14 protein-coding genes are annotated in these 14082 nt (G+C 42.0%); 12 read left to right on the top strand and 2 right to left on the bottom strand.

What is annotated here, in order from left to right:
• The first annotated feature begins 564 nt into the window (after positions 1 to 564).
• The 7 genes from NFR56_RS04160 to greA all read left to right on the top strand — a co-directional run bounded on the left by NFR56_RS04160 (position 565) and on the right by greA (position 8862).
• Positions 565 to 3663, top strand: a complete 3099-nt coding sequence (locus NFR56_RS04160; protein WP_118227887.1) for a pilus expression-regulating Snf2 family helicase — start codon at positions 565 to 567, stop codon at positions 3661 to 3663.
• 55 nt (positions 3664 to 3718) lie between these two features.
• Complete coding sequence (gene zapJ, locus NFR56_RS04165) at positions 3719 to 4369, top strand: divisome accessory protein ZapJ (RefSeq protein ID WP_118227888.1); 651 nt, start codon at positions 3719 to 3721, stop codon at positions 4367 to 4369.
• A 9-nt stretch (positions 4370 to 4378) separates the two neighbouring features.
• Positions 4379 to 5713 (top strand): UDP-N-acetylmuramate--L-alanine ligase, encoded by a 1335-nt coding sequence (murC, locus tag NFR56_RS04170; protein WP_118227889.1) that lies wholly within the window; start codon positions 4379 to 4381, stop codon positions 5711 to 5713.
• Positions 5714 to 5794: 81 nt separating this feature from the next.
• The gene (locus NFR56_RS04175; protein WP_118227890.1) at positions 5795 to 6211 is read left to right on the top strand and encodes a GNAT family N-acetyltransferase; all 417 of its coding nucleotides are present in this window, start codon (positions 5795 to 5797) and stop codon (positions 6209 to 6211) included.
• A 12-nt stretch (positions 6212 to 6223) separates the two neighbouring features.
• The gene (locus NFR56_RS04180) at positions 6224 to 6733 is read left to right on the top strand and encodes a GNAT family N-acetyltransferase (RefSeq protein ID WP_173019408.1); all 510 of its coding nucleotides are present in this window, start codon (positions 6224 to 6226) and stop codon (positions 6731 to 6733) included.
• A gap of 59 nt (positions 6734 to 6792) precedes the next feature.
• On the top strand, positions 6793 to 8322 hold the full coding sequence (mltG, locus tag NFR56_RS04185; RefSeq protein ID WP_445585659.1) for an endolytic transglycosylase MltG: 1530 nt from the start codon (positions 6793 to 6795) through the stop codon (positions 8320 to 8322).
• Positions 8323 to 8379: 57 nt separating this feature from the next.
• The gene (gene greA / locus NFR56_RS04190; protein ID WP_251457885.1) at positions 8380 to 8862 is read left to right on the top strand and encodes a transcription elongation factor GreA; all 483 of its coding nucleotides are present in this window, start codon (positions 8380 to 8382) and stop codon (positions 8860 to 8862) included.
• A gap of 160 nt (positions 8863 to 9022) precedes the next feature.
• Here the strand turns inward: greA and yidC are convergent, their stop codons facing one another.
• Together yidC and NFR56_RS04200 are read right to left on the bottom strand one after the other, a co-directional pair.
• A complete protein-coding gene (yidC, locus tag NFR56_RS04195) occupies positions 9023 to 9940 on the bottom strand; it encodes a membrane protein insertase YidC (RefSeq protein WP_003008377.1) in 918 nt (305 codons plus the stop codon).
• 77 nt (positions 9941 to 10017) lie between these two features.
• Positions 10018 to 10296, bottom strand: a complete 279-nt coding sequence (locus NFR56_RS04200; RefSeq protein ID WP_023918900.1) for an acylphosphatase — start codon at positions 10294 to 10296, stop codon at positions 10018 to 10020.
• A 73-nt stretch (positions 10297 to 10369) separates the two neighbouring features.
• On the opposite strand from NFR56_RS04200, the gene NFR56_RS04205 reads away from it, so the two are divergent.
• From NFR56_RS04205 to NFR56_RS04225, 5 genes are all read left to right on the top strand, one after another.
• A complete protein-coding gene (locus NFR56_RS04205) occupies positions 10370 to 11116 on the top strand; it encodes a TrmH family RNA methyltransferase (RefSeq protein ID WP_251457888.1) in 747 nt (248 codons plus the stop codon).
• 82 nt (positions 11117 to 11198) lie between these two features.
• The gene (locus NFR56_RS04210; RefSeq protein ID WP_003005617.1) at positions 11199 to 11690 is read left to right on the top strand and encodes an HDIG domain-containing metalloprotein; all 492 of its coding nucleotides are present in this window, start codon (positions 11199 to 11201) and stop codon (positions 11688 to 11690) included.
• Between the two features lie 28 nt (positions 11691 to 11718).
• Positions 11719 to 12405, top strand: coding sequence for a Bax inhibitor-1/YccA family protein (locus tag NFR56_RS04215; protein WP_003008369.1), 687 nt, complete (start codon positions 11719 to 11721; stop codon positions 12403 to 12405).
• A 95-nt stretch (positions 12406 to 12500) separates the two neighbouring features.
• Entirely contained in the window at positions 12501 to 13751 is a 1251-nt protein-coding gene (locus NFR56_RS04220; RefSeq protein WP_134974234.1) for a diaminopimelate decarboxylase, read from the top strand.
• A gap of 55 nt (positions 13752 to 13806) precedes the next feature.
• A complete protein-coding gene (locus NFR56_RS04225) occupies positions 13807 to 14052 on the top strand; it encodes a YneF family protein (RefSeq protein ID WP_003005109.1) in 246 nt (81 codons plus the stop codon).
• Positions 14053 to 14082: the final 30 nt, after the last annotated feature.

Below are 14082 nucleotides of genomic sequence, written 5' to 3' on the forward strand. Positions count from 1 at the left end.
ATATTTCAAATGATAAAACGCTCATTCTTCCAACTATGAAAACAACTAAAAGTAGCGCAAAAGCGTTGCTTTTTTTAATAAGCTGGTAAAATGAAGTGGAGGATAGTCAGATGCATAGTTTCATAGTCCGGATATTCTTTATTCCTTATGCTTTTTTAAGGATGAGTAGAGTAAACTCATGAAGATCATGAGAGCTTTAGGTTTGTGTACTTATTATTTAAAATCTATCTGTATCTCTTGTTTCTCGGTTCGATCGTAAGCTTGGAGCTCTTGATCCTATTGTTGGGGATTTTATTAAAAAATAGGTCGTATTTTTTGTGGGCTATCGGGATCTTTCTCCTCTCTATTTAGCTATTCTGTCTATTGTTCGCTCAGACGGTTAAAAGAGAAAAATCATGGATAGCTGATTGAGGTAACTCTATTACGAAATCAGGTGAAAAGCTGGGACAAGACTGTCTCAGTTTTTTTCTAAAAGTAAGTTAAAATCCTTTTAATAGTAAAATTATCTTTTCTAATTTTATCTTAAATATGGTATAATAAAGGGATTAATCTAAGGTGGTAAACATGGCAAAATTAATTCCTGGGAAGGTTCGTTCACAAGGGAGCCTTCTCTATGAAGCTGGGAAAGTTTCCCTTCAGGAAGTAAAAGAAAAATACCTATATTTTCGGGTGGAAGAAGAAAGCTTGCGGTACAGTTTGGACGACGATGCTGTTTTTTGTAGCTGTGCTTTCTTTCAAAAGAAAAAATTCTGTACACATCTAGCAGCTGTGGAAGCTTTTTTGAAGAATGATGACAGTGGGAAAGCAGCTCTTGCAAGTCTTGAAGAAGACGCCACGGCGACTGAAGAAACGCAGGAGAAGGTCTCTTTTGGAAGTTTGTTTTTAGACCAGGTCCTTCCAAAAATCGAAAAGAAAGAAACACGCTATGTCTTATCAGCAGTCGGGCAGGAGGATGAATACTCTGGTCAATTCTTGTGGACCCTTCGCATTCGTCGCTTGCCAGACGAGCGCTCTTATGTGATCAGAGATGTACTAGCTTTTTTGCAGACCATTCAGAAAGAAAGCCATTTTGCAATTGGAAAAAGTTACTATGAACCTATTTCTTACTTAGAATTTGATGGTCCTAGTCAGGATGTGATCAATTTCCTACAAGGCTTGGTCACAGATAGTGGATCAAAAGAGCAAGATTTCTTTCCCAATGCTGGGCGCCATCTTTATTTTCCACCGACTCTCTTTGAAGAAGCTGTAGAATTACTAATGAATTTGGATTCCTTCCTTTTGCAATATAGCATGTATGATTTTTCTGAAGTCTATTTTCAGGATGTCCATGGGGAGGAAGATCTCTTTCATTTTCAGGTGGAAGACCATGGTGATTTTTACGAATTGATCATTACTGAGCCACAAGTGAAGGTTGTCGAGTCTGCTGTTTACCTGTTTCGAAATGGTGTCTTCTATCACCTGACGCCCCAACAGCGAACCCTATGGAAGGCCATCCAAGATCTTCCAATGGATCAGGATCGCAAAAAACGCCTGCATTTTGATCCAACGGACCAAACAAAGCTTTCCTATAGTTTAAAAGAGTTCAAAAAACTGGGACAAATAACCGCACCGACCAGCTTTTTAATCCACGATTTCACTCCGGAATTTCATTTTGATCTAGCACAGGATCAGACTGTATTACTGGATGTTGTCTTTCAATACCAGGATCGTGTGGTGACCACGCGTGAGGAACTTCTCAATCTTCCTTATTCTAGTGATTTCGATAAGGAGCAAGAAGTCTTTTCAACCATGCTAGCAGCAGGCTTTACAGACGACTTTTCTTCCCAAAGAAGTCCTTTATCAAGTGAGCAAATCTATCCATTCTTTCACCAACAGATCCCGACTTTTGAAGCCTTAGGAGAGATTACCCTCTCTGATAGCCTTTTAGATCTTTATCAAGTGGAGCGCCCAAAAATTGATGTTAAAACCAATGGCAGTCTACTGGAGATCGGTTTTGACTTTGAAAGTGTGGATCCAGCTGAAGTGGACCAGGTCCTCAAAGCTTTAGTGGGGCAAGAAGATTATTTTGTCAGCCATACAGGGAAGGTCCTTGTTTTTGATGAAGAAACCAAGAAAATCAGTCGAGCCCTAGCAGATCTGCGGGCGAAAATGAGCAAGGGTGGGAAACTACAAGCCCGCCGGATTGCCGCTTATCAGCTATCTGATTTGTTGGCAGATCAAGACAATGTTCATTTTTCAGAAGAATTTCGAAATTTAGCTCATGATTTGACTCATCCAGAAGACTTCCAACTCCCTCAGATGACAATCCAAGCGACCCTAAGGGATTACCAAGAAACAGGGGTCAAATGGTTCTCCATGTTAAATCATTATGGTTTTGGTGGTATTTTAGCGGATGATATGGGGCTTGGGAAAACCCTGCAGACTATTTCCTTCTTGACCAGTGTTGCAAAAAAAGAAACTAAAATCTTGATTCTAGCTCCATCTAGTCTCATCTACAATTGGAAACAAGAATTTTCAAAATTCGCTCCTCAGATGGAAGTGGCAGTCGTCTATGGTCTCAAGCAACACCGAGATGAACTCATCGCAACCAATCCACAGGTAGTTATCACTAGTTACGCGTCTTTCCGTCAAGATGTGGAGGAATACCAGAAGAATCAGTATGAGTACTTGATTCTAGATGAAGCCCAGGTCATGAAAAATGCCCAAACCAAGATTGCCCAACACTTACGTGGCTTTGAGGTTCCGCATGTGTTTGCCTTATCTGGGACACCGATTGAAAATCATGTGGGTGAACTCTGGTCTATTTTCCAAATTGTCCTTCCAGGGCTCTTCCCAGCTAAAAGAGAATTTCAAAAATTGAGTCCTGAGACCATTGCGCGTTTTGTCAAACCTTTCGTCATGAGACGGAAAAAAGATGAAGTGCTCCAAGAATTACCGGACTTAATTGAAACAACCTACCACAATGAGTTGGATGAAAGTCAAAAAACGATCTATTTGGCTCAATTAAAACAAATTCAAGATCGGGTTCGAAGCTCTAGCGAGGAAGAACTAAATCGGAGCAAGGTGGAAATTCTCTCTGGCCTCATGCGCCTTCGCCAAATCTGTGATACCCCCGCCCTCTTTATGGAGGACTATCAAGGAGATAGTGGGAAATTGGAGAGCCTTCGAGATCTTTTGGGGCAAATCAAGGATGGCGAACACCGGGTTTTGATCTTCTCTCAATTCAGAGGCATGCTGGATATCCTAGAGCAGGAAATTGACCAGCTTGGCATGACCTCCTTTAAAATCACAGGTTCCACTCCCGCTAAAGATCGTCAAGAAATGACCAATGCCTTTAATGCAGGTGAGCGCCATGCTTTTCTCATTTCTTTGAAGGCTGGAGGGGTCGGATTAAACCTCACTGGTGCCGATACGGTCATCTTAGTCGATTTGTGGTGGAATCCTGCAGTGGAAGACCAGGCTATTGGACGTGCCCATCGAATGGGACAGGAACAAAATGTTGAAGTTTACCGCATGATTACCCGGGGCACGATTGAAGAAAAAATCCAAGAACTGCAAGCTTCTAAAAGACACTTGGTCTCGACGATTTTAGATGGAACGGAAACACGATCCAGCTTATCGGTTGAGGAAATTCGTGAGATTCTTGGAATTCCGTCAGAATAGCTTGAAAAATTCTGTGAATAGTTTATAATTAATGGAGTGTCGAAAGGAAGAAAGCATGACAGAAAAATATTTTCCTCAAGTAGGGGATAATGAGTTGATGTTAACAGAGATGCCCCACATGAACCTGTATGATGAAACAGATTTGATTAGTAACATTACAGGCGACTATGTGGATAAAAATTATTTGGAATGGCAACCGATTGCTGAAAATACCAAACCCAAGCATCCTTACCATCAACCACTAGAAGAGCCCCTACCGAAAAGACGGCCAGTAAGAAAACCTGATTTTAAAGAGCCGATTGATAAAAAAAGCCCTGCCAATCGTTATGCAGAGGAAGCGAGAGAGCGTGCGCGTGAAGATCTGAAAAAGAAACGCACAGCCCCCTATCTGACAACGGATCCAGCAGCTACTACAAGTAAGCGGAAAAAACCGTTTGTTTCAGAACGGAAACCTGGCCAGCCAACAGCTCCCTTCCAAAAGGAAAATCCGGGTGAATTATTGAAATATAGCAAACGATTGCGACAAGATCAGTTGATCCTTGCAGAGTTCGAATCTGCAGGAGAACCAGAAGTGGCAGAACCGACTGAAAAGAAAAACAATTATGATTTCTTAAAGACTAGCCAAATATACAATAAAGATCAACACAAGTTGAAACCACAGCCAATCAAACAAGAATTGGATTTAACCCATCTAGATCAAGAATAAGGAGAAAACATGTCTAACACATACCATTTTATTGGAATTAAAGGAGCAGGGATGAGTGCTTTAGCCCTCATGCTTCACCAAATGGGACATACTGTTCAAGGGTCAGATGTTGAGAAGTATTACTTTACGCAACGTGGCTTGGAACAAGCAGGAATTCAAATTTATCCATTTGATGTTAAAAATTTGGAAGGCGACAAGATCCTCATTGCCGGGAATGCTTTCCGTCCAGATAACAATGTGGAAATCGCTTATGCAGATGAGCATGGCCTAACCTATAAACGCTACCATGAATTCCTTGGTGAATTTATGTGTGACTTTGTCAGCATGGGGGTTGCCGGAGCACACGGGAAAACCTCAACAACAGGGATGCTTTCGCATGTCTTATCAAATATCACTGATACCAGTTATTTGATTGGTGACGGGACAGGTCGTGGCTCTGAAGCAGCCAAATACTTTGTATTTGAATCAGATGAGTATGAACGCCACTTTATGCCTTACCATCCTGAATACAGTATCATCACCAATATTGACTTCGACCATCCAGATTATTTCACGAGCTTAGAAGATGTCTTTAATGCCTTTAACGATTATGCCAAACAAATCAGCAAAGGCCTCTTCATCTACGGAGAAGACAAAGAATTGCGTCGGATTACCTCATCAGCACCAATTTATTACTATGGTTTTGATAAGGAGACGAACGATTTTGTGGCAAGCAACTTGCTTCGTTCAACGACTGGTTCAACCTTCAACGTTCATTTCCGTGGAGAAGATTTGGGACAATTCCATATCCCAACTTTTGGCCGCCACAACATCATGAATGCCACAGCAGTCATTGGTTTGCTTTACATTGCAGGATTTGATTTAGATTTAGTCCGCGAGCATTTGAAGACCTTTGCTGGAGTGAAACGTCGCTTTACTGAAAAAGTAGTCAATGGAACAGTGATCATCGATGACTTTGCGCACCATCCAACGGAAATTATTGCAACCTTGGATGCAGCCCGTCAAAAATACCCAAGTAAAGAGATTGTGGCTATTTTCCAACCACATACCTTTACACGGACCATTGCCTTGTTGGATGAATTTGCTGAAGCCTTGAATCAAGCAGATGCTGTTTACTTGGCACAGATCTATGGTTCTGCACGGGAAGTCGATCACGGCGATGTGAAAGTTGAAGATTTGGAAGCAAAAATTGTCAAACGTTCAGCGATTATTACAGCTGAGAATGTTTCTCCTCTTCTTGACCATGAAAATGCGGTCTATGTCTTTATGGGAGCAGGAGATATTCAAACCTATGAATACTCATTTGAGCGTTTATTATCTAGTTTGACACATAGTGTACAATAAGAGATGATTGAGTCTGGAATCGATTGGTTCCAGACTCAAATTTATCTGTCCACTGAAGGAGTATGAGATGAGGAAAGCAGGATGATGATTCGATCAATCACCCCAGCTGATCAAGAACAGTTGCTGTTGCTAGAAGAAGAACTTCATGACAATGAAGAAAAGAAGCACAAGGCCACTCTTGAGGAAGCGCTAGGTTCGAAGGAAGCCATTTCTTTGCTTGCAGAGCAGGCGGGGGATGCTGTGGCTTACTTGTTGGCGACAGAAGACCAGCCTTTAAAAAGAGACCTAATTGTATTGCGACTAGCAGTGAGACCAGCCTTTCAAGGTCAAGGCTATGGTTCTATTTTGATCGCTGCTTTAAAGGATCTAGCTGTTCAAAAGGAAAAGGAAGCCATTTGGATCGATTGCCCAGAAGACTTACTATCTTATTTTTCCCAGCAAGGATTTCGAGATGAAGCTGAGTCTGATCGAGGTGTCCATATGGTTTGGGAACGATAGAAGGAGTAAATGATGAAAGAAAAGATTCACATTAGACAGGCAGAGCTGCAGGATTTGGATGCCATCGAGCGCATTGAGCTTGAAAATTTCTCAGAAGAAGAAGCGATTGCGCGTGAGATTTTAAAAGATCACATCGAAAAGATTCAAACGACATTTCTTGTAGCAGAGTGCCAAGGTCAGATCTTAGGCTATTTAGAAGGACCTGTTAGACCGGAGCGCTATTTGATCGATTCCTCTTTTTCAGAGGTTGAAGATCTAAGCCATCTAGAACAGGGCTTTATTTCCATTACGAGTCTATCCATTGCTAAAGAAGCCCAAGGGCTAAGGGTTGGAACCCTCTTGCTTGAGGCAATGAAAGAGATTGCGGTGAAAGATAATCGCCAAGGGATCAATTTGACCTGTCATGATTATTTGATTCCTTATTACGAAAAGCAAGGATTTACCAATGAAGGTCTTTCAGAATCCCAATATGCGGGTGAAGTTTGGTACAATCTGGTCTGGGAAAACGAAAACCTTGATTAAATAGGTATTTTGAAGAAGAAGATCGATTTGTATTGCTTTTCTAAATCTTTTAAGATATAATATTAAGGATTATGATGAGGGAGGTCAATTATTTGACTGATAAATCACAAGACAGTGAGAAGTTATTAAGCTTCAAAGAGCAGATCCTCAGAGACTTAGAAGAGGCCAATGAGCAACTTCTAAAGATCGAAAAAGAGTATGATCTACCTGATCGAAGCATTGAAACCCCTTCTTCACTGAAAGAGGAGGAAGAAGCAACACCACCTCCAAAAGTAGAAGAATCTGCGTTGGCTCCCAAAGAAGAACCAGTGGAGCCAGAAAAGGCGACTCCTGCTGTGGAAGAAAAGAGTGAGCTTCCAAAGCCTGCTCCAAAAGAACCAAGTCAGGAACCGGTAGAGGAAAGCTTATCGCGCTCTTCTCGTAACCAGCGCCAACAAAAACAAAAGAAACAAAATAAAATCGCTAAACGAATTGTGCGGACAGTGGTCAGCCTTTTGCTGATTGTGATCGTGGCTACAGGGATCTTTGCTGTGACCTATATCCATTCAGCTGTCAAGCCGATGGATAAAAATGCAACAGAATTCGTAACGGTTGAGATTCCAGCAGGTTCAAGTAATCGTGAGATTGGCGCGATCCTTGAGAAAAAAGGACTCGTGAAAAATGGCCAGTTCTTTAACTACTATACCAAGTTCAAGAACTATAGCAATTTCAAATCCGGTTACTTCAACCTTCAAAAGAGCATGGATCTAGAAACCATCATCCAAAAACTGCAAGAAGAGGGAACCAAAACTCCTCAGGCTCCAGTTCTTGGAAAGGTCACGATTCCAGAAGGCTATACGATTGATCAGATTGCGACGGCTATCACCGCCGATGTCTCCACTAAGAAGGCAGGCAAGACTCCATTCAAGAAAGAAGATTTCTTGAAGGCTGTCCAAGACGATGCCTTTATTGAGAAGATGGTGGCCAAATATCCTAAGCTCTTGGCGAATCTGCCAAGTAAGGATTCTGGTGTTCGCTACCGTTTAGAAGGTTATCTCTTCCCAGCTACTTATAACTATGGGAAAGATACCACAGTGAAAGAGATGATCGATCAGATGCTTGCGGCAATGGATCAAAACTTAAGCCCATACTATGAAACACTTGAGAGCAAGAACATCAATGTAAACGAAGTATTGACTCTTGCTTCCTTGGTTGAAAAAGAAGGGGCGACGGATCAGGACCGCAAAGATATCGCGAGTGTCTTCTATAACCGTTTGAACCAAGACATGCCTTTGCAAAGTAATATTGCAATTCTTTATGCAGAAGGGAAACTTGGTCAAAAGACGACCTTAAAAGAAGATGCAACGATCAATACAGAGCTGGATTCACCTTATAATATTTATAAGAATACCGGCTTGATGCCTGGCCCAGTGGATAACCCTGGAGTATCAGCGATCGAAGCGGCGGTGAACCCAAGTAAGACCGATTACTTGTATTTTGTCGCAAATGTCGAAAATGGTGAAGTTTTCTTCGCTAAGACATACGAAGAACACAATAAAAATGTTGAAGAACATGTCAATAGTAAATTGACACAAGCAAGTTCAAACTAGAAAAAGCATGTGGCGCGTCCACAGCTTTTTCATTCAAATAATAGAAAGAGAAGAATAATGGCAGAAAAAACATACCCAATGACCCTAGCAGAAAAAGAAAAATTGGAACAAGAATTAGAAGAATTGAAATTGGTCCGTCGACCTGAAGTGGTGGAACGGATTAAGATCGCTCGTTCGTATGGTGACCTCTCAGAAAACTCTGAGTACGAAGCAGCAAAAGATGAACAAGCTTTTGTGGAAGGTCAAATCTCTAGCTTGGAAACAAAAATCCGTTATGCGGAAATCGTCGATAGTGATGCTGTTGCAGTAGACGAAGTTGCGATCGGAAAAACCGTTACAGTTCAAGAAGTTGGCGAAACAGATGAAGAAGTATACAGCATCGTTGGTTCAGCAGGGGCAGATGCCTTTGCAGGAAAGATCTCTAACGAAAGCCCAATCGGTCACGCTTTGATTGGTAAGAAGACAGGTGACGTTGTCACTGTTGAGACACCAGCTGGAAGCTACCAAATGAAAATTTTGAACGTAGAAAAAACAGCGTAACTATAAAACGCAAGCCCTCCAAGAGGGCCTATTTTTTTGTGCTCTTAATCTCCTTGTGAGAGTGAAAATTTTTCGTTGACTGACTGAACGGTATCAAAAAAGCACTTGAACCCTTGGGTTCAAGTGCTGCTCTATTTTTGCTAGAATTTAGTAGTTTGTACTACTTTCTATTGCGTTGTTTTCCTGCATTGCGGTTGTTTTTTGGTTTGTGTTGAATTTGTGTGGTCGCAGTTGGTGTGACGTCTTTTTTCACACGGTGACTAGTCGCTTTTGGAGGATTGTTTTTGTATTCCTCAGCGACCCGTTTGCGAAGATTTGGACGAATCAAGTAGTTGATGACAAATTGTTGGATAATTTGGATCACCCCACCGACTACCCAGTAAAGAGTCACTCCGGCTGAAGAGATCAATGAGAAGACACCGATCATAATCGGACTCATCAGTGATGCTTTACGCATGCTTTCCTTTTGGGTTTCATCTTCAATTCCATGAAGAGAAAGCATACTTTGGATATAGTAAAGAACTGCTACGATAGCCGTCAAGAGCAAGCTTGGTTTACCAAGAGCAATGCCAAGGAAGCTACTATCTGCTACCCCTTTGGTGTGCTGAGCTGCAAAGAAGAGAGCAGAGAAGAATGGCATTTGGATCAAGAGTGGCAAACACCCAACTCCACCAAACATGCTAACTCCATTTTCACGTTGAGCAGCCATTAATTCCTGTTGCGCCAATAGCTTTTCTTCTTGTGTGCTAGCGTTCTTCATGCGCTCTTGGATTGGCCCAAGGATAGGTTTCAAGTAGTTCATCTTTTCAGATTGGTAGGTTGCCTTCCATGATTGGTACAAACCAAGTGGCAAGATGATTAACCGCACGATCAAGGTGACGATAATAATCCCGATCCCAAAGCCCAAGCCAAGGTTGTTGGCAAAGAATTTGATGGCTTCGCCCATTGGACGGCCAAGAAGATTCCAGATCAGTCCAGTCGGATTTCCAGTTTTCCGATCGACACTCACGCATCCTGACAAGAAGACAAGCGAAGCTAGTCCCATCGATGCAAGTAATGCAAGTTTATTTTTTTTCACAAATAGTTCCTTCTTTTTTTTAATGTTACCTTTCTATTCTACTGTTTTTTTTGAAAATACACAATAGTTCTCTAGTCTTAATTTGCAATTTTAAAGTCTGTATAGTTTTCAAAGTTTGCGAGCGTAACATCTAAATAAGTCACATGTGCAAAAGGTGTAGGACCTTTGCGAATTTCTTGAATGAATTTAGCCATTTGGCTACTAGACTCTGCCTGGGCCAGAATGCCAACCGTTCCGTCGTCGTTATTCCAGACACGGCCAGTAATCCCACCGATCTCTAAAGCAAGACTGTACACTCCCCAGCGAAAGCCAACCCCTTGAACCCGTCCTTGGGCAATCATTTTTACCTTTTGCATGTACGACCTCCTTGACTCGAAGAAATCTATCTGAGGCATGATTTCTTCTTTTTCTTTGTGCTATAATAGTTCTATGAATATTATAACGTCTAAATCCAATAATGTAATCAAAAATGCTAAAAAATTACATCAAAAAAAATACCGGACAGATTCTTATCTCATTGAAGGCTGGCATCTGTTTGAAGAGGCAGTAGAAAATCAAGCGAAGATTCAACAGGTCTTTGTTTTAGAAGCCTATTTAGACCGGGTAGAGAACATCCAAAAAGTCACCGTCGTGACCCCGGAGATCTTAAGTCTCTTGGCAGATTCGAAGACTCCGCAAGGGATTGTCGCAGAGATTCTTCTAGAGCAGCCAGAGCTTCCGGATCAGCTACAAGGGCGATTCCTCTATTTGGAGGATGTACAGGATCCTGGCAATGTTGGGACTATGATTCGAACAGCAGATGCAGCAGGCTTTGATGGTGTCATGCTATCGAAAGCCTCCGCAGATCTATACAGTCTCAAGACACTTCGATCCATGCAAGGCAGTCATTTCCATATCCCTATCTGGAAACTGGATCGAGAAGAACTTTTGGAACAAGCTAAAGAATCTCATCTACCAGTACTTGCAACGACGCTTTCAGAAGCTTCCATTGACTACCGTCAGCTTCCTCAGACCGATCGGTTTATCCTGGTTATGGGCAATGAAGGAAATGGCATCAGCCAGGAAATGGCGACACAAGCAGACCAGCTGGTTCATATTCCTATGCCAGGTCGGGCCGAGAGTTTGAATGTTGCAGTGGCAGCAGGAATTTTGATGTTTTCTTTAAGGAAATTTTGAGAAAAAGAAGTATACTTAACCTGTAAGAAGAAGTTGATGGAGATCTTATTGGGAGAGCTTATCAACGAAAGGTGATTATCTTATGCAATATCATCGTGACAAAGAATACATGACCTATGTAGGCCATCTGATCCAGCATCCTAAGGTTCAAAAATTAGCCGACATTCCCCACCATATTCATTCCAATCGTTTGGAGCATTCCATTCATGTTAGCTATACCAGTTATAAACTGGCTAAAAAATTTGGTTGGGATGCCAAAAGTACGGCTCGGGGTGGCCTCTTGCATGACCTCTTTTACTATGATTGGCGCGAGACCAAGTTTACCAAGAGTCACGCCTGGATCCATCCCCGCATTGCCGTGAGAAATGCACGAAAGATCACAGATCTCAATGCCAAGGAAGAAGACATCATTATTAAACATATGTGGGGTGCTACCCTTGCCCCGCCTCGCTACAAAGAATCTTTTGTGGTGACCATGGTGGATAAATACTGGGCTGTTAAGGAAGCTTCAGAACCTTGGCGTAAAAAGATGGCCAAAAGGAGATTTTTTCATCGAAAAATGTTAAAATCATAGTAAACAAATTTGAAAGGAACTTGTTTATATGTATAATGATTCAGTAATCCAAGAACAAAGTGGATTGAATGCTTTTTATAACAAAATCTACTCATTAGTTGGGATCGGTGTTGGGATTTCAGCCCTTGTCTCTGGTCTTATGATGACGGTCTTTCAAGATTTCTTCGTTCAAATCTTGACAACAGCACCAATGGTTTACTATGCAGCAGTGGTTGTAGAATTGATCTTGGTCTTTGTTGCAAGTGGGAAGGCTGTTAAAAATAGCCCGTCTGCTCTTCCGATCTTCTTGATCTACTCAGCTTTGAATGGCTTTACCTTGAGCTTTATCATTGCTCGCTACATGCAAGCAACTGTCTATAAGGCTTTCTTGGTCAGTGCCTTGATGTTTATTGTCATGGGAGCTATCGGACGCGTCGTGAAAAAGGACCTGTCTGGAATGGGACGTGCCTTGATGGGAGTCTTGATCGGTGTGATCATCGCTTCTGTTGTGAACATGTTCTTGAGAAGTTCTGGAATGGACTATATCTTGAGTATCATCTCTGTCTTCCTCTTTGCAGGATTGACAGCTTGGGATAACCAAAAGATTCGCTATGTCTATGATCAAACAAATGGTCAACCTGCTACAGGTTGGGCAGTAGCAATGGCTTTGGAACTTTATCTTGACTTTATCAACCTCTTTATCAGCCTTCTTCGTATCTTCGGAAGAAACGACTAATCAAAGAGAGCTTGAGCTGGGGCAGTTGCCTCGGCTTTTTTTGTCTTCCGACTTGTGCTATACTAATAGTGACTAAAGAATAGAAATGAGCGCTTATGAAAACACCTTTTGTAACCCGTGAACAATTAGAAAGTCTGACCCAAGAATTTCCTACCCCTTTCCATCTCTATGATGAAGCAGGAATTCGTGAAACGGCTCGTTCCCTCCATCAAGCTTTTGCTTGGAATGAAGGATTTAAGGAATACTTTGCCATTAAGGCGACTCCTAATCCATCGATCCTAAAAATTTTGCAAGAAGAGGGCTGTGGAGTTGACACGGCCAGCTATGTCGAATTGTTGATGGCGGATAAACTGGGCTTTAGTGGAGAAGAGATCATGTTTTCTTCTAACAACACGCCAGCTGATGAATTTGTCTATGCTAGAGAATTAGGGGCAACGATCAATCTGGACGCCTATGAAGACATTGCTTTCTTGAAGTCTGTGACCAGCATCCCTAAGGTTATTTCTTGCCGCTATAATCCTGGTGGAGTTTTTGAACTGGGAACCGATATTATGGACAATCCTGAAGAAGCCAAGTTTGGCATGACCAAGGAGCAATTGATCCAAGCCTTTATCGAGTTGAAAGAACTAGGTGTGGAAGAGTTTGGCATTCATGCTTTATTAGCTTCTAATACTGTATCCAACGACTACTATCCAGAGCTGGCGCGTCAACTTTTTGAATTGGCAGTGGAAGTCGTCGAGAAAACAGGTGTCCACTTGGGCTTCATCAACCTCTCTGGTGGAGTTGGGATCAATTACAAACCTGAGCAAGAACCAAATGATATTGCCATTATTGGGGAAGGCGTGCACCGCGTCTTTGATGCGATTCTCAAACCGGCAGGCCTTGGTCATGTGAAAATCTATACGGAGCTTGGTCGCTTTATGCTGGCTTCACACGGCCTCTTGGTAACCAGAGTGACGCATAAAAAGAAAACCTATCGGACCTATGTGGGTGTCGATGCTTCAGCTGTGAATCTTCTTAGACCGGCTATGTACGGTGCTTATCACCATATTACCAATATGGATCGTCCAGATGGACCCACTGAAGTGGTCGATGTCGTGGGAAGCCTTTGTGAAAATAACGATAAATTTGCGAAACAACGAGAACTACCAGTGACGGAGATTGGAGATTTGCTCGTGATCCATGACACTGGAGCCCATGGATTTTCAATGGGGTATCAGTACAATGCTAAGTTGCGTTCTGCAGAAGTTTTGCTTCAAGAAGATGGGCAGGCCCGTTTGATTCGTCGAGCAGAAAAACCAGAAGATTATCTTGCGACACTCTACGGCTTTGACATTGAAAAATAAGCGATTGTCTGATATAATGATAGTTATGTAAAAATAATAGAACGGAGAAAATTGTATGAATCTCTTTTTAGGAATTTTGTTGATTATTTTAGCTTTCTTTGGTGGGATGGTTGCAGGAATGTTCTTGCTTCGTCGTCAATTTGAAAAAGAATTTGCATCAAACCCACGTTTGAATGTTGAAGCAGTCCGTACGCTTTTAGGTGCCAGCGGCCAACGTCCAAGCGAAGCAAAAGTTCAACAAGTCTATCGCCAAATTGTGAACCAACAAAAATCAGCGATGGCGAAAAACAAGAAAAAATAAGAGTGGGGCAATCTCACGATAATAAATGAG

The organism is Streptococcus caecimuris, assembly GCF_943193075.1.
Classification (GTDB): domain Bacteria; phylum Bacillota; class Bacilli; order Lactobacillales; family Streptococcaceae; genus Streptococcus; species Streptococcus caecimuris.

Coding starts and splice junctions, on each gene's coding strand:
- NFR56_RS04160 (WP_118227887.1), top strand. CDS start 565: ATGGCAAAATTAATTCCTGGGAAGGTTCGTTCACAAGGGAGCCTTCTC.
- zapJ (WP_118227888.1), top strand. CDS start 3,719: ATGACAGAAAAATATTTTCCTCAAGTAGGGGATAATGAGTTGATGTTA.
- murC (WP_118227889.1), top strand. CDS start 4,379: ATGTCTAACACATACCATTTTATTGGAATTAAAGGAGCAGGGATGAGT.
- NFR56_RS04175 (WP_118227890.1), top strand. CDS start 5,795: ATGATGATTCGATCAATCACCCCAGCTGATCAAGAACAGTTGCTGTTG.
- NFR56_RS04180 (WP_173019408.1), top strand. CDS start 6,224: ATGAAAGAAAAGATTCACATTAGACAGGCAGAGCTGCAGGATTTGGAT.
- greA (WP_251457885.1), top strand. CDS start 8,380: ATGGCAGAAAAAACATACCCAATGACCCTAGCAGAAAAAGAAAAATTG.
- NFR56_RS04200 (WP_023918900.1), bottom strand. CDS start 10,296: ATGCAAAAGGTAAAAATGATTGCCCAAGGACGGGTTCAAGGGGTTGGC.
- NFR56_RS04205 (WP_251457888.1), top strand. CDS start 10,370: ATGAATATTATAACGTCTAAATCCAATAATGTAATCAAAAATGCTAAA.
- NFR56_RS04210 (WP_003005617.1), top strand. CDS start 11,199: ATGCAATATCATCGTGACAAAGAATACATGACCTATGTAGGCCATCTG.
- NFR56_RS04215 (WP_003008369.1), top strand. CDS start 11,719: ATGTATAATGATTCAGTAATCCAAGAACAAAGTGGATTGAATGCTTTT.
- NFR56_RS04220 (WP_134974234.1), top strand. CDS start 12,501: ATGAAAACACCTTTTGTAACCCGTGAACAATTAGAAAGTCTGACCCAA.
- NFR56_RS04225 (WP_003005109.1), top strand. CDS start 13,807: ATGAATCTCTTTTTAGGAATTTTGTTGATTATTTTAGCTTTCTTTGGT.